The sequence below is a fragment of the Occultella glacieicola genome (genome assembly GCF_004353825.1).
In the GTDB taxonomy this organism is placed as follows: Bacteria; Actinomycetota; Actinomycetes; order Actinomycetales; family Beutenbergiaceae; genus Occultella; species Occultella glacieicola.
Genome location: NZ_SMNA01000021.1, coordinates 20,388 through 40,111, shown reverse-complemented (window position 1 = coordinate 40,111; position 19,724 = coordinate 20,388). Strand labels below are relative to the sequence as shown.

Annotated in this window: 19 protein-coding genes and 1 tRNA gene; 5 read left to right on the top strand and 15 right to left on the bottom strand. The window is 70.3% G+C overall.

What is annotated here, in order from left to right; all coding sequences use genetic code 11:
• Positions 1 to 383: 383 nt before the first annotated feature.
• Positions 384 to 3,350, bottom strand: a complete 2,967-nt coding sequence (locus EXU48_RS24155; protein WP_133110262.1) for a DEAD/DEAH box helicase — start codon at positions 3,348 to 3,350, stop codon at positions 384 to 386.
• Positions 3,347 to 4,159, bottom strand: a complete 813-nt coding sequence (locus tag EXU48_RS24150) for a Hachiman antiphage defense system protein HamA (RefSeq protein WP_133110261.1) — start codon at positions 4,157 to 4,159, stop codon at positions 3,347 to 3,349. Before EXU48_RS24150 ends, EXU48_RS24155 begins: the two co-directional genes overlap by 4 nt.
• 270 nt (positions 4,160 to 4,429) lie before the next feature.
• Here EXU48_RS24150 and EXU48_RS25550 point away from each other — a divergent pair, with 270 nt between their 5' ends.
• On the top strand, positions 4,430 to 4,924 hold the full coding sequence (locus EXU48_RS25550) for a recombinase family protein (protein ID WP_133110260.1): 495 nt from the start codon (positions 4,430 to 4,432) through the stop codon (positions 4,922 to 4,924).
• A gap of 75 nt (positions 4,925 to 4,999) precedes the next feature.
• On the opposite strand, the gene EXU48_RS24140 is transcribed toward EXU48_RS25550, so the two are convergent.
• A tRNA-Pro gene (locus EXU48_RS24140) sits at positions 5,000 to 5,073 on the bottom strand.
• 93 nt (positions 5,074 to 5,166) lie between these two features.
• Between EXU48_RS24140 and EXU48_RS24135 the strand changes: the two genes are divergently transcribed.
• The 4 genes from EXU48_RS24135 (at position 5,167) to EXU48_RS24120 (ending at position 9,951) form a co-directional block, all read left to right on the top strand.
• Positions 5,167 to 6,093 carry an oxygenase MpaB family protein gene (locus tag EXU48_RS24135; RefSeq protein WP_235857249.1) on the top strand — a complete coding sequence of 309 codons (927 nt, stop codon included), beginning with the start codon at positions 5,167 to 5,169 and terminating at the stop codon, positions 6,091 to 6,093.
• Positions 6,090 to 6,824, top strand: coding sequence for a PIG-L deacetylase family protein (locus EXU48_RS24130; protein ID WP_133110258.1), 735 nt, complete (start codon positions 6,090 to 6,092; stop codon positions 6,822 to 6,824). The genes EXU48_RS24135 and EXU48_RS24130 overlap by 4 nt, the downstream gene beginning before the upstream one ends.
• A 140-nt stretch (positions 6,825 to 6,964) precedes the next feature.
• Positions 6,965 to 8,947, top strand: coding sequence for an aldo/keto reductase (locus tag EXU48_RS24125; RefSeq protein ID WP_133110257.1), 1,983 nt, complete (start codon positions 6,965 to 6,967; stop codon positions 8,945 to 8,947).
• A 53-nt stretch (positions 8,948 to 9,000) separates the two neighbouring features.
• A complete protein-coding gene (locus EXU48_RS24120; protein ID WP_165962976.1) occupies positions 9,001 to 9,951 on the top strand; it encodes a LacI family DNA-binding transcriptional regulator in 951 nt (316 codons plus the stop codon).
• Positions 9,952 to 9,972: 21 nt separating this feature from the next.
• Here the strand turns inward: EXU48_RS24120 and EXU48_RS24115 are convergent, their stop codons facing one another.
• The 12 genes from EXU48_RS24115 to EXU48_RS24060 all read right to left on the bottom strand — a co-directional run bounded on the left by EXU48_RS24115 (position 9,973) and on the right by EXU48_RS24060 (position 19,689).
• Positions 9,973 to 10,446 (bottom strand): TspO/MBR family protein, encoded by a 474-nt coding sequence (locus tag EXU48_RS24115; protein WP_133110255.1) that lies wholly within the window; start codon positions 10,444 to 10,446, stop codon positions 9,973 to 9,975.
• Between the two features lie 62 nt (positions 10,447 to 10,508).
• Positions 10,509 to 10,685, bottom strand: a complete 177-nt coding sequence (locus EXU48_RS24675) for a type 2 periplasmic-binding domain-containing protein (protein ID WP_165962975.1) — start codon at positions 10,683 to 10,685, stop codon at positions 10,509 to 10,511.
• A 118-nt stretch (positions 10,686 to 10,803) separates the two neighbouring features.
• Entirely contained in the window at positions 10,804 to 12,354 is a 1,551-nt protein-coding gene (der, locus tag EXU48_RS24105) for a ribosome biogenesis GTPase Der (RefSeq protein WP_133110254.1), read from the bottom strand.
• 45 nt (positions 12,355 to 12,399) lie between these two features.
• Complete coding sequence (locus EXU48_RS24100) at positions 12,400 to 12,672, bottom strand: DUF7218 family protein (protein ID WP_133110253.1); 273 nt, start codon at positions 12,670 to 12,672, stop codon at positions 12,400 to 12,402.
• A 145-nt stretch (positions 12,673 to 12,817) separates the two neighbouring features.
• Positions 12,818 to 13,552 carry a lysophospholipid acyltransferase family protein gene (locus EXU48_RS24095; RefSeq protein WP_133110252.1) on the bottom strand — a complete coding sequence of 245 codons (735 nt, stop codon included), beginning with the start codon at positions 13,550 to 13,552 and terminating at the stop codon, positions 12,818 to 12,820.
• On the bottom strand, positions 13,549 to 14,268 hold the full coding sequence (gene cmk / locus EXU48_RS24090; RefSeq protein WP_133110251.1) for a (d)CMP kinase: 720 nt from the start codon (positions 14,266 to 14,268) through the stop codon (positions 13,549 to 13,551). The genes EXU48_RS24095 and cmk overlap by 4 nt, the downstream gene beginning before the upstream one ends.
• The gene (locus EXU48_RS24085; RefSeq protein ID WP_133110250.1) at positions 14,265 to 15,398 is read right to left on the bottom strand and encodes a prephenate dehydrogenase; all 1,134 of its coding nucleotides are present in this window, start codon (positions 15,396 to 15,398) and stop codon (positions 14,265 to 14,267) included. Before EXU48_RS24085 ends, cmk begins: the two co-directional genes overlap by 4 nt.
• A gap of 40 nt (positions 15,399 to 15,438) precedes the next feature.
• A complete protein-coding gene (locus EXU48_RS24080; protein ID WP_165962974.1) occupies positions 15,439 to 16,476 on the bottom strand; it encodes a DUF2332 domain-containing protein in 1,038 nt (345 codons plus the stop codon).
• 16 nt (positions 16,477 to 16,492) lie between these two features.
• On the bottom strand, positions 16,493 to 17,269 hold the full coding sequence (locus tag EXU48_RS24075; protein WP_133110248.1) for a pseudouridine synthase: 777 nt from the start codon (positions 17,267 to 17,269) through the stop codon (positions 16,493 to 16,495).
• A complete protein-coding gene (gene scpB, locus EXU48_RS24070) occupies positions 17,266 to 17,979 on the bottom strand; it encodes an SMC-Scp complex subunit ScpB (RefSeq protein WP_133110247.1) in 714 nt (237 codons plus the stop codon). Before scpB ends, EXU48_RS24075 begins: the two co-directional genes overlap by 4 nt.
• Positions 17,976 to 18,860 carry a segregation and condensation protein A gene (locus EXU48_RS24065; RefSeq protein WP_133110246.1) on the bottom strand — a complete coding sequence of 295 codons (885 nt, stop codon included), beginning with the start codon at positions 18,858 to 18,860 and terminating at the stop codon, positions 17,976 to 17,978. The genes scpB and EXU48_RS24065 overlap by 4 nt, the downstream gene beginning before the upstream one ends.
• Positions 18,844 to 19,689 (bottom strand): ParA family protein, encoded by an 846-nt coding sequence (locus tag EXU48_RS24060; protein ID WP_235857248.1) that lies wholly within the window; start codon positions 19,687 to 19,689, stop codon positions 18,844 to 18,846. Before EXU48_RS24060 ends, EXU48_RS24065 begins: the two co-directional genes overlap by 17 nt.
• Positions 19,690 to 19,724 lie beyond the last annotated feature (35 nt).

Below are 19,724 nucleotides of genomic sequence, written 5' to 3'. Positions count from 1 at the left end.
GTCGACGCCGCCAGGCCCGGCTCGGTCGATTGACGCCTATCGAATTCGAGACCATCATGACCAACAACGTCGCCCTGGCGGCGTGACTAGGAACTGTCACCTTCTCGTGCAGCAGTCCCCTGCTCATCCACGGCGACTCACGTGACGCACTGCGCTCGCTCCTCGAAATGCCGGAGTTCGCCGAGCCGGTCAAGGTCAAGGTCAAGGTCAAGGTCAAGCTGGTCTACATTGAGGCGACGCCCAGACGTATCGCGACGCTCCGAGAAAGATCAGCTGGTGGCCGGAGCAGTCACGGCCATCATTCCAGAAGCAGGTTGGCTTCAGAGCACGTGCGCGTCCATACAGTTGCTAGACGGAGGGTTTCAGCTCCGAAAGAAGTACCGCTAGATGAGCCTCCTGATTGCCACGTCCGCAACGGTGCGCTGGTAGACCAGATCACCCAGGCGAGGAAGCCATGTGTCAGTGTCCGCGAGAAGGTCCCGGGCGATCGTCCACGGGGTTGAAAGCGAAAGGAGGTTCCCGGGCGAGCTCATCGCCGAGTGCGCGCCAAGTTTCACTGCAGCGGCCCGGTGTCGGACACCCTTGGCCATCAGTTCACGAGCAGCCGCGGTGGAGACACCGAACCGCAGGAAGTCGGGGAACGAGGTGACCGCTGGGGCGAGAGCGACGCCCTCCGACGTCAGGTGCTGCTGGAGGATGGCCACTGCTTGCTCTACCAGGGTCACCAAGTCGAACAAGACAAGCTTGGCGTGGATGCGCAGCAGCATGTCAATGCTGACTCCTGCGCGTGCTGCGAGCGCTGTGAACGGCAGCCCCTCTAGCCAGGCCAGCAGTAGCTCAGACAGGGATGCAGCGAGGTCGGTTACGTCCGTCCGCCGGTACACGGTCTCCGCTTCCCGGGTGAACCCGGGCTGCTCGAGTGCCCAGTCGACAACGAGGCGCACCAGGTTAGGGTTCAGTGGTGACTCAATGCTCTCCCAGTCCGTATACCGGGGCAGGAGCCCATCGAGCACTGCGTCGACCAGACGAGGTCGTGCCGACGTCTCCTGCGCCAGCGAGAGGCGCCCGGACGCCCGCATCTCGACAAGGCGTTGCGCGCGGAGCTCGAACACACTGAACAGCATCTGCCGTTCCTGCTCCGTGGCCCGTGCCGCAGCGAAGGTCTCCGCGGCGAGCGTTTCGGCGATGCTGACGAACTGCTCCGCACCCAGCTCGTCTCGAATCAGCTCGATTAGCGCCGCATCAACCCCGTCGACGAGGGAGAACAGCACTGGGCTCGCTTCCAGCACCCGATTGGTGAGTTGCAGTTGCTGGCGCGCGAGCGCGCCTTCCAACCTCTGTACCAAGGTGATCAACGCTCCCGCAACCGGTTCACCGGGCTGTCCTTCTGCGACAGGGCTGACGACCGCCCAGTCATCGGGGTTCGCGCAGACCACCAGCCCGCGTGTCGAGCTTCCCGCCCGCCCTGCTCGACCGACCAGATTCTTGATGTCGCGGGCGAGCATTGCCTCGGGTGCGCTTCCGTCGGAGCTGCGCTTCACGGAGTAGAGAACCATCGTCCGCAACGGCAGATTCACGCCCTCCGCCAACGTGCTCGTGCACAACACCATAGGTATACGCCGGTCCGAAACCAGCTCCTCGAGAACCTCGCGGGTCTCCTGTGGCACGTCGCCGTGGTGAATGATCGCGCCCTCGCGGAGTGCCCGCGTTCCCACCCAGTCGTCGCCGAACTCTCCGGTCAGATACGCCACCGCTGATTCGACGGCCGCGTCGTCCGTCACATAAGCCATCGGCTTCGGCAGGTCGAGACCTGCTGCGATCTGCTTGAGGAGCTCGTTGGCAAGGCCCAGAACGCCCCGGTTGCCGCCCTTCTCCGTCGCGAACACAGCAACCGGACCCAACGTCAGCGCCTTCCGTGCTGTGGCCACCGCCAAGGTCTTCGTGGAACCGTAGTCGTAGGTGTTCAGCCGCCCCGTCGACGGGTTCGTGAACTGAAAATCCTCCAGGCCCAGGAACTCCGGCAATGTGTGCGACGGTAACGAGGTGGACGGCTCGTGCAGCTCCAGTCCGACCTTGCGTTGTCGACCCGAACCAGAAGGGCGCAGCACCGCGAACTCCGCCACCGCTGGCCGATACTCACTGCGCACCACCGTACCGTCGGAGCCGCCCAGCCAAGTGTTGATCTCTTCCACGTTGGGGACGATCGCTGACACGAACACGATCCGCGGGGCCGGGGTTCGCGCCTTCAGCCGTGCCAGCAGCAGCTCCAGCCCCACTCCGCGAGACTCGCTGTCGAGAAGGTGCCCTTCATCACAGACGACCAGCGAGATCTCCGACAGCAATTCCGGGTGAGCGCCGACGAGCCCCGTCAAGGCTTCCGGCGTGGCGATGATGACGCGGACCTCTTCCAGATCGTCGCTCTCCTCGATCCCCGGAACCGTTCCGCCGTACACCGTCCGCGACCGTAACCCCATTGCCGTCAGGTGCCGGCCGACACTGCCGCGCAGCTCACGGGCCAACGCCCGGTACGGAACCAACAGCACCGCCTTGCTCTCTGGGAAGCGGCTCAGATGGTCGAAGATGAGCGTCTCTGTCAGCGCGGTCTTGCCTGCTCCCGTCGGCATCTGCAATGAGTAGGACTCAGAACTCGTCAGCAGTCCCGCATCGATGGCTTCCATCTGCGACGGGAAGAAGTCCCACACCGGCTGCGTGCGGTCTAGGAACGACTCCACCAGAGGATCCCACCGCCGCGTCGCCCCGTCGGGGAGAACCGCGCGAAGGTTCGTGCGTTGGAAGCGCTCAACCAGAACCGCATACAGGCGATGGGCGACCCACTCGTCAGGACCAACATCCAGCGCGCGACCCGCTTCCTCCTGCGCGGCGACAACCACCTCGTCGACAATGCTCGTGTTCCCGGCTCGGACCGCGTCGACCAGCACCTGCGTCGAGAAAGAAACAGGATTCGCAGACCGAGTGAGGAGCTCGTACGCCGCCCGCTGGGCATCGACCTCCCAGAACTGCGGATCGGCGAGTCGCATCGTCATCACCGCCGAGGCAGGATAGCCGCCCTGATAGAACGCAACCGCCGCAAAGAACAACGCATCCGCACGAGCACCGTCCCGCAGATCCCGGCTCACCGTCTCAAGTGCACGACCGAGCGATGCCCAATCCAGCGGCTCCCCGCCCCCGGCACGCACCATGTCGAACAGCTCGCCGACCAGAGAGTAGTACAGGTCCGTCGTGCGATTGTCGAGGTATTCAAGTTGTCCCAGGTGGGCCGACAACCGGAAGTCCACAATCGTCTGCTGTGTCTCCGCATCTGCGATCCACCGACCCAAGTTTTCTCTCACGCGACATCCTCGACGTCTTCTGCGGTCAACAGCGCGGCGTCGAAGACCCGCTCGTAGGTCTCCTTCAAGTCAGGGACCGAGATCACGATCAACGCCCGCTCGCTAGGAGGAGGGGGGACCACACCGATCAACTCGTCGGCGACCAGGCTCGCGCAGATAACTGCCACCGCGCGGAACTCCCGTGTCGCCTCCGGGTGGTCTACAGGGTGGATGAATCTGTCCAGCTGCTCGATCGAGATAGTTGACAGCCCCGTGTCGATCGCTCGTTCTTTGAGCCAGTTCAGCGTCTTCACGAACCGTCGTGAGCTGTCCTTCTCCGAGTCCGCGATCGCACTGGCGATGGGCGTCGACGTACCGCTGGTGGACTTCGTCTTCACCTCAGCACAGATGATCCGATCATCTGCCGACGCCGCTGGCCACTGCGGAAGGATCATCTGCACCACATCAGAACCGGGAGCAGGCTTCGTGCGATCCTGTTTCAACCGCCACTTCTTCGGGTCCAGAACGACCCCGGGATGCTCGCTCGCAGCATGGAACAGCGCCGTAAGGATCTCACCGAAGTCACCCGCCATCGTCGATCCACGACCTGGAAGCTTCGACCCAACGATCGTGCGAGCAGACACCGACGTCTCCGCGATTCGGGCCTGCAGACTCGGATCAGAGATGTAGCACCGCCGCACCGGAACGCCCAGACGATCCGCGAACGTCGCAGCCTGCTCCACCTCAATCTCGATCACCGCAAACGGCGCACTCTGGGTCGTCGAGAAGACCTCCCCGAGGGCCTCGAAATCGAGCTCTAGCTCCAGCACAACAAATCCCTATCCGCGCAGCCAATTCACCAAGACACACCGTCTGCCAGCCGACACTACAAGATACATTTCAATACAGTCTGCTGGAAAGCCCGGAGAGAACCGAGCCGCAGCGTCTCCGTTGCTCGCCAGGTGCAGAAACCGGCGGCCCCCGACTTCCTTCTTCAAGACGGACAGGATGCGGCGGTACGCGCAACCCGCTGGATTCCGCGGACATCTGGTACCGGTGTCGATCTCATGTCGTCCGGCACGTCGGCCACTGTTGGCTGAATGAACAAAGCCCGCGATCTCCTTCAAGCTGCCACTTCTGTCCTTGACCCGTCCCCGCTGAGGTCGGCGGTTTCGTATATCCGCGTCTCTACTGCTCGTCAGGCAGATCGCGGAGGTGCACGAGACGGCTTCTCCATCCCGGCCCAGCGAGACGCGAACCAACGTCAAGCATACGGGTTGGGGGCGCTCGTGGCGGCCGAGTTCGTGGACCGCGGCCAGTCGGGGCGCAACACCAACTGCCCGGGACTCCAACAGATGCTCGCGTACCTGAGGGAACATCAGGTCGACTACGTCATCGTGCACAAGCTCGACCGCCTAGCACGATCGCGGGCAGACGACGTTGCGATCACTCAGGCAATCCGCGCATCCGGCGCGCGTCTGATATCCAGCACCGAGGGCATCGACCGCTCCCACCCACGAACCGGGAGCAACCGGCAAGACGAGACGTCCACCGGAGCGCGGCGGCCCGAGCGGGCCGCGAGGGCGTCAAAGTGATGGGTTTTCGATGACCGGATCACATCCACCTACAGAAAAAGTCCCGGAAACCCTTGAGTTTCCGGGACCTCTCGGTCGGGCTGACAGGATTTGAACCTGCGACCCCCTGACCCCCAGTCAGGTGCGCTACCAAGCTGCGCCACAGCCCGCCGACCCGCGTAAACGGGCCTGGATGAGACTACCGCAGCCGCGGCGTCGAACCGAATCCGCCACGTGTCGGATCCATGATGCAGACTGGATCCGTGGGACAGATCACAGAACTGCGGAACCGGCTCAGCCGCTCCCTCCTGGAGAAGGTCGCCGGGCCGGACGGCACCGAGCAGACGGCGCGCATCCATGCCACGCCGGGCCCGCGGTGGTTCGCGAAGGGGTCGCCGGTCCGCGTGGTGCACGGGGACGCCTCGATGTACATCGGTGGGATGCGCGCGCTGCTGTTGCAGGCGCTGCACCCGCTCGCGATGGCGGCCGTCGAGGAGCACTCCGACTACCGCGAGAACACCTGGGGCCGGCTCGCGCGCACGGCCACCTACATCTCGGAGACCACCTACGGCACGATCGAGCACGCCGAGCGGGCGATCCGGATCGTACGGGCGGTGCACAAGCGCGTGCACGGCACCGCGCCGGACGGGCGCCCCTACCGGGCGGACGACCCGCACCTGATCACCTGGGTGCACGTCGCCGAGATCGAGTCCTTCCTGGTCGCCCACGAGCACTTCGGCCGCGAGAAGCTCACGCCCGCCCAGTACGACGAGTACGTCCGGCAGGCCGGTGAGGTCGCGATCCGGCTCGGCGCCGAGTCGGTGCCGAACACCCGCGCCGAGCTTAGCGCCGCGATCGAGGCGTTCCGGCCCGAGTTGCAGGGCACCCCCGCGGCCGCCGACGTGGCCGAGTTCCTGCTCCGGCACGCTCCCCTGCCGCGCCCGATCAAGCCCGCGTATTGGCTCCTCGGACGGGCCGCCGTCGCCACGCTGCCACGCTGGGCGCGCGAACCGCTGCGGGTGCCGGACCACCCCCGGCGCGACCGCACCACCGCCGTGCTCGGCGGGCGGCTCGGCACCGCGGGGCTGCGCTGGCTCACCTCCGCCGAGCCGATGCGCCACCCCGTGCCACCCTCGGACGCCGCGAGCCACACCGCCAGACCCGACCCCCACACCCTGGAGCCCCGATGACGCTACCCCCGATCGGTGAGGACTGGTCGAAGGCCCTCGCCGTCGTCGCCCACCCGGACGACATGGAGTTCGGCACCGCCGCCGCGATCGCCCGCTGGACCGGCCAGGGCAAGGAGATCGTCTACTGCATGGTCACCTCGGGCGAGGCCGGCATCGACGCCATCCACCCGGACGAGGCCGGCCCGCTCCGCGAGGCGGAGGAGGTCGCCTCCGCGCGGGCCGTGGGCGTGGACACCGTCGAGTTCCTGCGCCTGCCCGACGGCGTGCTCGAGTACGGCGTCGACCTGCGGCGGGCGATCACGAAGGTCGTGCGCGAGCATCGTCCGGAGATCGTCATCACCATCAACTTCGCGGAGTCCTTCCCGGGCGGCGGCCTGAACCAGGCGGACCACATCGCGACCGGCCGGGCCACCCTCGACGCGGTCCGGGACGCCGGCAACCGGTGGGTGTTCCACGACCAGCTCGGTGACGGCCTCGAACCATGGAGCGGGGTCCGGCAGGTCTGGGTCGCCGGCTCGCCCGACGCCACCCACGGCGTCGACACCACCGAGACGTTCGACGCCGGTCTCGCCTCCCTGAAGGAGCACAAGGCCTACATCGACGGACTGTCCTGGCATTTCGACCCGGAGGAGTTCCTCACCGGAATCGCCACCTCCGGCGGCGAGGCCACCGGCACCCGCTACGGCACCACGTTCGAGGTGATCGGGCTCGGCTTCGGGACCGACGACTGATCGCGACAGCCGACCACACCGAAGCCCTTGTCCCGAGGCCGGACAACCCGTAGCGTGAACGTTCACGGCCACCGTCGGCACTCCCGAGGGTGATCGGCCGCCCCGAACCGCTGCACCCGAGTCTCGAAGGTGACAACTCCATGACCTCCCCGCTCCGCTGGGCCGTGCTCGGTCCCGGCCGCATCGCCCGTCGCTTCGCCACGCAACTCTCGGCGAGCGCCCACGGCACGCTCGTCGCCGTCGCCAGCTCCGACGCCGGCCGGGCCCGGGCCTTCGCCGACGAGTTCGCCGAGCGCCACGGCTCGCTGCGCACGGGCACCTATACGCAGATCCTCGCCGACCCCGAGGTCGACGCCGTCTACATCGCCACCGTGCACACCACGCACGCGCAACTGGCGATCGCCGCCCTGACCGCCGGCAAGCACGTCCTCAGTGAGAAGCCGCTGGCCCCGAACCACGCCCAGGCGATGGCCATGGTCGACGCAGCCCGGACCAGCGGGAAGGTCCTCCTCGAGGCGTTCATGTACCGGTTCCACCCGCAGACGCTCCGACTCCTCGAACTCGTCGCCGACGGCGCCATCGGCGACCTCCGGCACGTGGACGCGGCCTTCGCGTTCGCCACCGGCGCCACCGAGGGCCGGCTCTTCGACGAGGACCTGGCCGGCGGCGGCATCCTCGACGTCGGCGCCTACCCGGTCTCCTACGCCCGGGCGATCGTCGGCGCGGCCACCGGGGCCGGGTTCGCGGACCCGGTCGAGGTCCGGGCCGCGGGCACCGTCGAGAACGGGGTCGACACCTGGGCGGTCGCGGACCTGGGTTTCGCGAACGGGACGACGGCGTCCGTGCGGACCGGCGTGCGACTCGCCGACGTCTCGCTCACCGTGTACGGCTCGGCCGGGTACATCCACCTGGTGAACCCCTGGACGATCGCGGACGACAATGTCCTGACGCTCGCCGTCGTCGGGCAGGAGCCGGTCACCGAGAGGTTCGACGGGTACTCCCCGTACGCCCTCGAGGCCGACGCCCTCGCGGAGGCGACCGGGACCGGCGAGGTCGCCGGGATGAGCCACGCGGACTCCCTCGGCAACGCCGTGGTCCTGGACGCGTGGCGCGCGCAGATCGGCCTGGCCTACCCGTTCGAGCGCGACGAGGCGCAGATCCCCACGGTCTCCGGGCAGCCGCTGACGTTCGCCCGGGAGCAGATGCGCTACGGCCGCATCCCGGGCGTGGACAAGGACATCTCCCGGGTGGTGATGGGCTGCGACAACCAGCGGACCCTCCCCCACGCTGCCGCGATGTTCGACCACTTCGCGCAGGCCGGCGGGAACGCCTTCGACACCGCCTTCGGGTACGGCGGCGGCCGGATGGAGACCCTGCTCGGGCGCTGGCTCGCCACCCGTGGGGTCCGGGAGGACGTGGTCGTGATCGCCAAGGGTGCGCACACCCCGAACTGCAACCCCGAGGCCCTGAGCAGCCAGCTGCTGACGTCGCTGGAGCGGCTCGGCATCGAGGGCGCGGACGTCTACATGATGCACCGGGACAACCCGGACATCCCGGTCGGGGAGTTCGTGGACGTCCTCGACGAGCACGCCCGCGCCGGCCGGATCGGCGTGTTCGGCGGCTCCAACTGGACCATCGAACGCTTCGAGGAGGCGAACGCCTACGCGGCGGCGAACGGGCGACAGGGCTTCGGGGTGCTGAGCAACCACTTCGGTCTCGCCGAGGCCTACGACGTGCCCTGGGTCGGCTGCCGGCACGCCACCGACCCGGAGTCGAAGGAGTGGCTGACCCGCACCGGGACACCGCTGCTGCCGTGGTCCTCCCAGGCCCGCGGGTTCTTCGCCCGCGCCGACCCGGACGACCGCTCCGACACCGAACTCGTGCGCTGCTACTACAGCGACGCGAACTTCGAGCGGCTCCGCCGGGCGCGCGAACTCGCGCAGGAGTTCGGCGTGCACCCGACCGCGGTCGCGCTTGCCTTCGTGCTGCACCAGCCGTTCCCGACGTTCCCGCTGATCGGGCCGCGCACCATCGCGGAGACCCGGTCGTCGCTGGAGTCGCTGGCGGTCGAGCTGACCCCGGGGCAGGTGGACTACCTGGACCTGCGCGCGGACGCCCCGTGACCCCGAGGGCCGGGGGCGCGGGTCCCGGGTCGCGCCCGGCCACGATCATCGACGTGGCCGAGGCAGCCGGGGTGTCCCGGCAGACCGTGACCCGGGCGATGAACGACATGCCCGGGATCAAGGTGGCCACCAAGGAGCGGGTCCTGGCCGCCGCGAAGGAACTCGCCTACCGCCCCTCACGTTTCGGGCGCGGCCTGGTCGGCCACACCCAGCGCACCGTCGGGCTCGTGGTCGACGACCTGATGAACCCGTACTACCCGCAACTGGCGTCGGCGGTGGTTTCCAGCGCCCGGGACCGCGGCTGGAACGTGATCCTGGCCCAGACCGCGAAGGCCGCGGACCAGTACTCGCTGATCGCCGACCTCGCGAAGCAGGCGGACGTCGTGATCGGATATCCGGCGCTGACCGACACCCAGGCGCAGGAGGTCCTCGCCGGGGTGCCGTTCGTGCGGATCGACATGGGCGAGTACACCTACGGCGGCGGCGTCGAGATGGAGGTGGACGACGCCATGGGCGACCTGGCCGACCACCTGCTCGAGCGCGGTTCGCAGCGCCCGGTGCTGCTGGATGTGGGCCTGCCCGGGTTCCCGTCCGCCCGCGGCCAGTCGTTCCTGACCGCGATGGCGGACCGCGGCGTGCGGGTCCCGACCGTGACCGCCGCGTCGAAGTCACTCAGTTCCGGGGTGGCCGGCGGGAACGCGCTGCTGGCCGCCCACCCGGACGTGGACGCGATCATGACGTTCAACGACATCGTCGCCTGCGGGGCCCTGAAGGCGCTGCACGAGGCCGGCGTGGACGTGCCCGGCCGGGTGCGCCTGGCCGGCTGCGACGGGCTGAACCTGGGCCGGTTCGTCTCGCCCGAACTGACCACCCTGGCGGTGGACATGAACGCGGTGGCCGAGTCCGCCGTCGGGATGGCCCTGGGCATGTACGACGGCGAGGTGCCGCTCCAGGGCGTCCGCGCCCGGGTGGCGCACCACCTGCTGGTGCGCGCCTCGACCTGAGGCCCGACGGCGGCCGTTCGCTCAGTCGTGCGGGTTGCGACCGGCGATGCTTGCGTTCAGGACGGTCGCGAAAGCGCACCACAACGGATACGGCACGAGCGCGCGGGCCGCGCCCGGATTCGCCCGACGGATCCGGCGGACGAGCAGGGCCGAGTGGCCGGTGAGGACGAGGCACTCGACGGTCGCCAGCCAGGGCCGGCGGGACCGCCAGAACAGCCAACTCCAGGCTCCGTTCAGGACGAGGTTCACGGCGAGAGAGCGTTGCAGCGCTGTCCGCTCGGCAGGGTCGGTGCAGGCGTCGATCGCCGCGGCGCCGGCCACCGCAAGGTCGGCGTACAGGGCGGTCCAGACGATCGGGAACGTCGCCTTCGGCGGATAGAAGTCGGGCAGGTCCAGCGATCGGAACCAGTCACCGTCCGGGTCCGTCGCCACCGATCCGGCAACGGCAGTGGTGGCAGTGGCGAGCGACGTGGCAAGCAGAGTGCGGGCGCGCATGGTCTCAAGGCTCAGCCCGGGCGGCCACGAGCGCAAGCCGGCGAGCCGACCGCCGACGCCCGTCAGACGGGCGTGAGCGCGCCCGCCTGCTCCCGGAGCAGTTCCACGACCCGGACCGCGGCCGGGTGATGGGACGCCGACTCCTTGACCGCCACGCCGATGCGGCGGGTCGGTGCCGGGTCGACCACCGGCACGGCCCGTACCTTCGGCGGCAGCAACCCGACCGCCAGCGACCGCATCACGGCCACCCCCACGCCGGCGGCGCCGTGCCTGGTGGGCGTGGCGGTGACCAGGCTGCGCCCGAGCAGCCCACTGCGACCGGCAGCCGACCCGCCGAGGGCGACCTCCGCCGTCGGCCTACCGCTTCCGCTTCTCGCGGACCCGCACGCTGATCTCGATCGGGGTGCCCTCGAACCCGAACGTCTCCCGGAGCCGGCGCTCGATGAACCGACGGTAGGCGGGGTCGAGGAATCCGGTGGCGAACACCACGAACCGCGGCGGGCGGGTGCTCGCCTGGGTCGCGAACAGGATCCGGGGCTGCTTGCCCCCACGGACCGGGTGCGGATGGGCCGCGGTCAGCTCGCCGAGGAACGCGTTCAGCCTCCCGGTCGGGATCCGGGTGTCCCAGGACGCGAGGGCCGTGTCCAGGGCCCGGGTGAGCCGGTCCACGTGCCAGCGGGTCTTCGCTGAGAAGTTCACCCGGGGCGCCCACGGCACCTGGACCAGCTGCTGCTCGATCTCGCGCTCGAGGAACGGTCGTCGGTCTTCGTCCATCAGGTCCCACTTGTTGTAGGCGATCACGAGGGCCCGGCCGGCGTCGATGACCTGCTGGACCACGCGCACGTCCTGTTCGGTCATCGGCGTGCTCGCGTCGATGAGGACGACGGCGACCTCCGCCTTCTCCAGCGCGCTCTGGGTGCGCAGGGAGGCGTAGAAGTCCGCCCCGGAGGTCTGGTGCACGCGGCGCCGGATACCGGCCGTGTCCACGAACCACCAGGCCCGCTCCCCCAGCGTGACCAGCTCGTCGACGGGGTCGCGGGTGGTCCCGGCGACGCTGTCCACGACCACCCGGTCCGAGCGGGTGATCGAGTTCAGCAGCGAGGACTTGCCCACGTTCGGGCGACCGACCAGGGCCACCCGGCGCGGACCGCCCTCCGGGATCCGGGTGCCGACCGTGGAGACCTCGGGCAGCAGCGCCAGGGCCGCGTCCAGCAGGTCGCCCGAGCCGCGTCCGTGCAGCGCGGAGACCGCGAACGGCTCCCCGAGGCCCAGCGACCACAGCATTGCCGCGTCCGCCTCGCCGCGCTGGTCGTCCACCTTGTTCGCGACCAGGATGGTGGGCTTGTTCGCGCGGCGGAGCAGGTTCACGACGTAGGAGTCAGTGTCCGTCGGACCGACCGTGGCGTCGACAACGAACAGCACCGCGTCCGCGAGCGCGATCGCGATCTCGGCCTGGTCGGCGACCCGGGAGGCGAGGCCCTTGACGTCCCGCTCCCAGCCGCCGGTGTCCACCAGGGTGAAGTTCCGGCCCGCCCACTCGGCCGGGTAACTGACCCGGTCCCGGGTGACGCCCGGTGTGTCCTGGACCACGGCCTCCCGACGCCCGAGGATCCGGTTCACCAGGGTCGACTTGCCCACGTTCGGGCGCCCGATGACCGCGAGCACCGGCAGCGGCCCCTCCGCACCGGAGCCGACGCCGTCGCCCTCGCCCTGCTGGAGCAGGGACAGGTCGGCCTCGTCCAACTCGTACTCGGACAGGCCGGCGCGCAGTGCCTCGGCGCGCTGGACGTCGTCGGAGCTGTCGGCGACGTCGTAGCGTTCGTCCCGCTCGTCGGCCGCGGCCTCGTCGAGGGCGTCGACGGGCACGTCGACGGCAGGGGCGGACGGGTCGTTCTGCTCGGAGTTCACCCGCCTATTGTTCCCGCTCTCGCCCCGATGACCTAACGGGGCGTGTCAGTGGTTGCGCAGGGCGTCGATGAGTTCGGACTTCTTCATCTTCGAGCGGCCCTCGATGCCGATCTCGCGGGCCCGCTCGCGCAGCTCGCCGACGGTCCGCTCCTCGTAGTCCTCGGCCCTGCCGCCGCGCTTGCCGACCTTCGAACGGGACGAGCCGGCCGCCTCGTTCGCGATCCGGGCGGACTTCTCCTTCGAGTTGCCCTCGTCGCGGAGCTTCTCGTAGAGCTCCTTGTCCTTCACGCTGGGTCCTGGGCTCTTCTTGCCAGGCATGGTCGCTCCCTCTGTGGTGATGGCCGCCGGTGTGCGCAGGCGACCTTCACCAGCGTGCGCCCCCGGGCGCTCGGCCGCATCCGGAACCCGCGAGCCGCACGCAGGGTCACCACGAGCTCCGGATGCGGCTCCGGGGCGTGCGGGGTCAGATCTCGGTGCTGCCGGGCAGTTCCACGCCGGTCCGGTCGGACGCCGCGTGCACATGCTCGCTCATCCGGGTCTGGATGGTCCCCATCGCCTCGGCGACGGCCTTGCGGCCCTTGCCGGTGGCCGGGTCCGCGGCCGTGAACGGCTCCCCGAACACCACGTGCAGCCTGGACCGGAAGAACGGGATGTGGCCGGGCTTGCGACCAGTGGGCCGGGTGCCGAGGATGGCGGCCGGGACCACCTGCGCGCCGGAGTGCACCGCGAGCCAGGCGATCCCGGCCTTGGTCTCCTTGACGTCCCCGCGGCCGCGGGTGCCCTCGGGGAACACCCCGACCAGCCGGTCCTCCTTGAGCATCGCCAGCGCGGTCTGCAGCGCCGCGCGGCCGTTCCTGCGGTCCACCGGGATCTGACCCGCGCCGCGCATCAGGAAGCCGATGATCCCGGAGAACATCTCCTCCTTGATGATGATGTGCGAGCTGCGCGGGATGACACCGTGCAGGAGCGGCCCGTCGATGATGCCGGTGTGGTTCGCGGCGATCAGCAGCCGACCGGTCCGAGGAACGTTCTCGGCGCCGATGACCTTCGTGTTCCAGAACACGTGCGCGAGCAGCCACCCCACCCGGCGCGACCACACCGGGCCCCACCGCCGGATGTCGTCCGGGGTGACGGTCTGCCCGGGCGAACCGGCCGGTCTGGGCCCGGCCTTCGGGGTCGTGTCCTTGTCCTCCGTCATCGGGCCTCCTCCTCATTCGTGGCCAACGCCCGGGACACGAGGGTGCGCACGGTGTCCACGGACTCCTCGAGGGTCATCGCGGAGGTGTCGACGGTGATGACACCGTCAGCGGCGGTGGTGAAGTTCGAGACGGTCGAGTCGTCGGCGTCGCGTCGCACCACCTGGTCCCGGGTGGCCTCCAGCGCCGCGTCGTCCACGGTGCCGTGCAGTTCCTTGGCGCGGCGGGCCAGCCGGGCCGTCTCGTCCGCGAGCAGCAGGATCCGCACCTGCGCCTCGGGGGCCACCACGGTGGTGATGTCGCGTCCCTCGGCCACGATGCCGCGGCCCCCGGAGAAGCCGCCAGGCCCGCGCTCGGCCGCGATCGCGGCGCGCTGCCGGTCCTGGAGCTCCGCACGCACGTCCAGGTTCGTGGCGACGGCGCTGACCAGGGTGGAGATCTCGGTGCTGCGGATCACGACGCTCACGTCCTCCCCGCCGACGGCGAAACTCGGCTCCCGGGGGTCGGTCCCGATCTCGAGGGGTAGCTCGCGCACCTGCGCGGCGACGGCGGCGGTGTCCGCGAGGTCGATGCCCTCGCGCACGCACCACCAGGCAGCGGCCCGGTACATGGCCCCGGTGTCGAGGTAGGCGAGGCCGAAGTCGGCTGCGACCCGCCGGCTGATCGTGGACTTGCCGGTGCCGGACGGTCCGTCGATCGCCACCACCAGTGCGGTCACTGTGCCACCACGCGCCAGCCCCGCTCCTCCAACGACGTCTCGAGCGTCTGAGCCGACGCCGGGATCACCGACACGATCGCCATCCCCACTCTCTGTCTGGTCGCATGTTCCATCTGGAAGTCCTCGATGTTGACACCGATCTCGCCGATCTCGGTGAACAGCCGGCCGAGCTCGCCCGGCTCGTCCGGGACCAGGACCGTCACCTCGGTGTACCGCTTGCGCCGACCACCGTGCTTGCCCGGGATCCGTGCCACTCCGTCGTTGCCGGCCGAGATCACTCCGGCCATCCCGGCGATCGCGCCGAGTGCGAGCGGCCCGTCGACGGCGGCCCGGTCGAGGGCGCCGAGGAGCCCGTCCAGGTCGTCCCGGACGCCACGCAGGTGCGTGCTCACGGCGGCGGCGTTGCCGGTCAGGATTGCCGACCACAGGCGCGGGTCACTGGCCGCGACCCGGGTGACGTCCCGCAGGCCCTGCCCGGCGAGCCCGAGTGCCGTCTCCGGCGCCTCGACCAGCCGGCCCGCGGTGAGGGAGGCCATCAGTTGCGGCAGGTGGGACACCAGGGCGACGGCGTCGTCATGTTCGGCGGGGCTCATCTGCAGCGGCACCCCGCCCAGGTCCGTCGCGAGGTTGCGCACCGCGAGCAGCGCCCGGGGATCGACGCCCTCGCGCAGCGTGATCACCCAGGGCCTGCCCACGAACAGGTCGGCCGACGCGGCTCCGGCGCCGGAGCGCTCCCGGCCGGCCATCGGGTGGGAGCCGACGTACCGGCCCAAGTCCAGCGAGTCCCGCGCGGCGAGGTGGGCCACCTCGGCCAGGATCACGGACTTCACGCTCGCCACGTCGGTGACGACGGCCCCCGGGTGCGCCCGCAGTTCGGCGGCCACGATCTCCGCGGTGACGTCCGGCGGCACGGCGACGACGATCAGGGTCGGGGCCGCGTCCTCGGCGTGCTCGATCGCGCCGGCACCGACGTCCCGCGCCAGGGCCCGCGCCGTCGGGGAGGCGTCCGCGAGGGTGACCGGGACCCCCAGCGCGGACAGGCCGAGCCCGATGCTGGCGCCGAGCAGCCCGGCGCCGACGATCCGGACCGGACCGCGGGTCGCAGCGACGTTGCTCGGCTCCTCGCTCACGAGGGCTCACCCTACCGTCGCGGGATCCCCCGGCCGCGCATCAGTCCGGGGCGGCGAGCCAGTCGAGGTCCCGGCCGTGCGGGTCGGCGGTGCCGAGCACGGTGTCGTCGAGGCTGAGCACGAACCGTCCGGGCGTCCCGGGCACGCCGGGTACGCCGATCGAGGCGGTCACCTCGGCGCCCTCGAGGCCGAGGCGGCGCACGTCCAGCCCCGCCATCGTGTCGACGAACTCGGCACGCGCCCGCGCGTCCAGGTAGGCGACGGCGGCGCTGTGCAGCACCACGACCGTTGCCTCGGGGGCCAGTTCGCGCAGCCGGTCGACGGCGGCCGGCGCGTCCGCGGGGAAGAGTCCGGTCCGGAGCGGGGGTGGGTCGGCGGCGGCCGCCGCCAGGGCGTCGTGCAGCCGCGCGGCCCGGTCGGTGTGCTCGGGCCAGATCAGGCACTCCAGCCAGCGCCGCTGCGCGGGGTCGGCCGCGTCGATCGGGTTCGCGTCCAGTCCGAGGCGGGCGACCACCTCGGGCATCGTGGCGGGGATCGGTGTGTTCGCGCTGACCCGGGCGGTCACGGTGAGCGGCGCGGCGTCCGTCACGACGGCGCCGGCACGCGCCGTCGCGCCACCGGAACCGCCTGGCCCGAGGCTCACGACGCTCCCGTCCGGGCGGGTCCAGGAGTAGGCCCACCGGTCCGGTAGCAGGCACAGCCCCGCGCTCGCCCCGAGCTCGAGCAGGGCCACCGGGCCGGGCACGAGGGCGAGCGCGGGCAGGTACACCGCGCACCGTGCGACCTCGTTCGTCTGGGTGGCGTGGGTGCCCATGAAGGCACGCAGGTCGTCGGCGCGGTCCAGCGCGAACGCGAGGGCCGCAGCCGGGTCCTGGACGGGCGCACCGAACCAGCGCAACGCGCCGAGGAGCAGGTTCGGCTGTCGTTTCGCCCGTGGCAGGGTGTGCAGGAGACCGAGCAGCTCGGTCGAGTCGGCCACCGCGAGGGTCAGTGCCTCGTACGTGGGAGAGGACCCGTGTGCCTCGGTCCGGGCGAACCGCCGGTAGAACTCGGCGGTGTCTGCGGCCTGGGTCTCCACCCGTCCCCCGATCGGCTCAGAGGCCGACCGCGGACATCAGGGACCCGAGCTCGCGGCCCTCGATGACGCGGGTGCGCCCGACCTTGAGGTGGCCGAGGCGGATCGGGCCGATCCGGGTCCGGGAGAGCTGGACCACCGGGTGGCCGACCTCCTCGAGCAGGCGCCGCACGATGTGGTTGCGGCCCTCGTGCAGCACGACCTCGACGATCGAGGCACCCGGCGTGGTCTCGAGGACCTGGAAGGCATCGACCCGGACCGGGCCGTCCTCGAGTTCCACGCCGTCCAGGAGCCGGCGGCCGAGGCCTCGTGCGACCCGGCCCTCCACCTCGGCCACATAGGTCTTGGCCACCTCGTAGGAGGGGTGGGTGAGCCGGTGCGCGAGCTCGCCGTCGTTCGTGAGCAGGATCAGGCCCTCGGTCTCGGCGTCGAGCCGGCCGACGTGGAACAGCCGCTCCGTACGGTCGGCGACGAACTGCGCCAGGTCCGGGCGGCCCTGCTCGTCACGCATGCTCGAATACACGCCGACCGGCTTGTTCAGGGCGATCGTGACGACGCTGTCGTCGAGCTGCACCCGGGCACCGTCCACATGGATGACGGCGGTGGCCGGGTCCACCCGGACGCCGAGCTCGCGTACCTGCACGCCGTCGACCGTGACCCGGCCGGAGGTGATGATCTCCTCGCAGGCCCGGCGCGAACCCAGGCCGGCGCCGGCGAGCACCTTCTGCAGCCGGATGCCGCCGGGGTCGTGGACGTCCTTGGGTGGGGTGTTCCCGCGGGGGGATCGGGGGGTCATCGGGTGGCTCCGTCAATGTCGTCGAACGCGTCGATATCGGGCAGGTAGGGGGCGAGCGGCGGGAGGTCCTCCAGCGAGCGGAGCCCGAGCCGCTCGAGGAAGTAGGAACTGGTCCGGTACAGGATCGCACCGCTCTCCGGGTCGGTGCCCGCCTCCTCGATCAGACCACGGGTGAGCAGGGTCCGCACCACCGAGTCCACGTTCACACCGCGGATGGCCGCGATCCGGCCGCGGGCCACCGGCTGACGGTACGCGATCACCGCGAGGGTCTCCAACGACGCCTGCGTGAGCCGGGCCGTCTGCCCGTCGAGCACGAACGCGTCCACGGCGGCCGCGAATGCCGGTGCGGAGTAGAACCGCCACCCGCCGGCGGCCTCGCGCAGCTCGAAGCCGCGCGGGCGCGGCCCGCCGGTGTACTCCGCCACCAGGTCCGCGAGCGCACCGGCGACGGCGGCCTCGGGCACCGCGAGCACGGTGGCGAGCTGGGCGGCCGCGATCGGGGTCTCGGTGACCATGAGGATGGCCTCGAGCGCGGCATGCAGCCCGCCCGGGGCGTCCAGCACGCTCGGCCCTGTCGGCCCTGCCGACGCTTCAGCGGGCGAGGTCGCCTCTGTCGTTGCGTCCGTCGCCCCATCCTCCGGCGAACCCTCCGGCGTCGGTGGCCCGGCGCCGTCGACCCCGTCCACCCGCTCCGTGGGGTGCTCACTCATGCCTGCTCCTGCTCTCCCGGACCGGGCGCGTCCTGCGCCGCCACGGGTCCGTCCTCGTAGTCGTCCTCGACGGCGATCTCGCCCTCATCGGTCCCGGTCCAGCGCACCCGCAACTCCCCCAGGGCATCCGCCTGGTCGAACGCGACCGCGCTCTCCCGGTACAGCTCCAGCAGCGCCAGGAACCGCGCCACCACCACGTTGGTGCCGTCGGCGTCGTCGGTCAGCGCCCGGAAGGACAGCGACCCGGACCGGCGCAACCGGTCCACGATGTGCGCGGCCTGTTCGCGGACGCTGACCACGGGGTTGTGCAGGTGGCTGAGGTCCACGCCCGGCGGCGGCGCCTTCGGGGCGAGTGCCGCGGCGGCCATGGCGGCCAGTTCGGCGGGGCCGACCTGCATCACGAGTTCGGGCAACAGGGCCGCGAACCGCGCCTCCAGGGCCACGTTGCGCGGATACGACCGGCCCATCCGGACCCATTCGGTGTCCAGGTGCCCGGCGACCTCCTTGAACGCCCGGTACTGCAGCAGCCTGGCGAAGAGCAGGTCCCGGGCCTCGAGCAGCTCGAGGTCCTCGGCATCGTCGACGGTGCCCCGCGGGAGCAGCCGGGCCGCTTTCAGGTCCAGCAGGGTGGCGGCGATGACCAGGAACTCGCTCGCCTGGGACAGGTCCCACTCGTCCTGCGCCCGGATGTGCGCGATGAAGTCGTCGGTGACCACGGCGAGAGCCACCTCGGTGACGTCCATCTTGTGCTTCGCGATGAGCGAGAGCAGCACGTCGAACGGTCCCGAGAAGTTCTCCAGGCTCACCTCGAAGGTGGCCCGCCGCACGGCCTCCTCGGCTGGTGCGTCGCCGGCGAGGGAGGCGTCAGGCGACGTCGCCACGGGAGATGAGTTCGCGGGCGAGCTTGCGGTAGTTGTACGCGCCGGCGTGGTTCGGGGCGTAGGTGGTGATCGGCTCGGTCGCGACGGAGGCGTCCGGGAACTTCACCGTGCGGGTGATCACGGTGTCGAAGACCGTCTCCCCGAACGCCTCCCGGACCCGGGCCAGCACCTCGCGCGAGTGCAGCGTGCGGGCGTCGTACATGGTCGCGAGGATGCCGTCGGTGTGCAGGCGCGGGTTCAGCCGGTCCCGGACCTTGTCGATCGTCTCGACCAGCAGTGCGACCCCGCGGAGGGCGAAGAACTCGGTCTCCAGCGGGATGATCACGCCGTGCGCGGCGGTCAGCGCGTTCACCGTGAGCAGCCCGAGCGAGGGCTGGCAGTCGATCAGGACCACGTCGTAGTCGTCCGTGACCGGTCGCAGCACCCGGCCGAGCGCCTGCTCCCGGGCCACCTCGTTGACCAGTTGCACCTCGGCCGCGGACAGGTCGATGTTCGCCGGGATCAGGTGCAGGTCCTCGACCCCGGTCTCCCGGATCACCCGGTGCACGTCCGGCTTGGCGGCCATCAGCTCGGTGTAGATGGTGTCGTCGAGTTCGTGGGCGGCCACGCCCAGGCCTGCGGACGCGGCGCCCTGCGGGTCGAAGTCCACGATCAGTACCTTGCGGCCGTACTCGGCGAGCGCGGCCCCGAGGTTGATCGTGGTGGTGGTCTTGCCGACCCCGCCCTTCTGGTTGCACATCGCGATGATCCGCGCCGGACCGTGCCCGTTCAACGGCTGCGGCACCGGGAAGTCGCGTTCGGTCCAGGAGTCGGCGGATTCGGTACTCACCCCGCCAAAGTACTGGCCCCACCGGACAACACCAA

What these genes read in the sequence shown, in the direction of transcription:
- EXU48_RS25550 (WP_133110260.1), top strand. Translation starts at nt 4,430, where the DNA reads ATGAACAAAGCCCGCGATCTCCTTCAAGCTGCCACTTCTGTCCTTGAC.
- EXU48_RS24095 (WP_133110252.1), bottom strand. Translation starts at nt 13,552, where the DNA reads ATGACGGAGGACAAGGACACGACCCCGAAGGCCGGGCCCAGACCGGCC.
- EXU48_RS24675 (WP_165962975.1), bottom strand. Translation starts at nt 10,685, where the DNA reads ATGCGGTCGCTGGCGGTCGGGTTGCTGCCGCCGAAGGTACGGGCCGTG.
- EXU48_RS24115 (WP_133110255.1), bottom strand. Translation starts at nt 10,446, where the DNA reads ATGCGCGCCCGCACTCTGCTTGCCACGTCGCTCGCCACTGCCACCACT.
- EXU48_RS24100 (WP_133110253.1), bottom strand. Translation starts at nt 12,672, where the DNA reads ATGCCTGGCAAGAAGAGCCCAGGACCCAGCGTGAAGGACAAGGAGCTC.
- EXU48_RS24125 (WP_133110257.1), top strand. Translation starts at nt 6,965, where the DNA reads ATGACCTCCCCGCTCCGCTGGGCCGTGCTCGGTCCCGGCCGCATCGCC.
- EXU48_RS24075 (WP_133110248.1), bottom strand. Translation starts at nt 17,269, where the DNA reads ATGACCCCCCGATCCCCCCGCGGGAACACCCCACCCAAGGACGTCCAC.
- scpB (WP_133110247.1), bottom strand. Translation starts at nt 17,979, where the DNA reads ATGAGTGAGCACCCCACGGAGCGGGTGGACGGGGTCGACGGCGCCGGG.
- EXU48_RS24130 (WP_133110258.1), top strand. Translation starts at nt 6,090, where the DNA reads ATGACGCTACCCCCGATCGGTGAGGACTGGTCGAAGGCCCTCGCCGTC.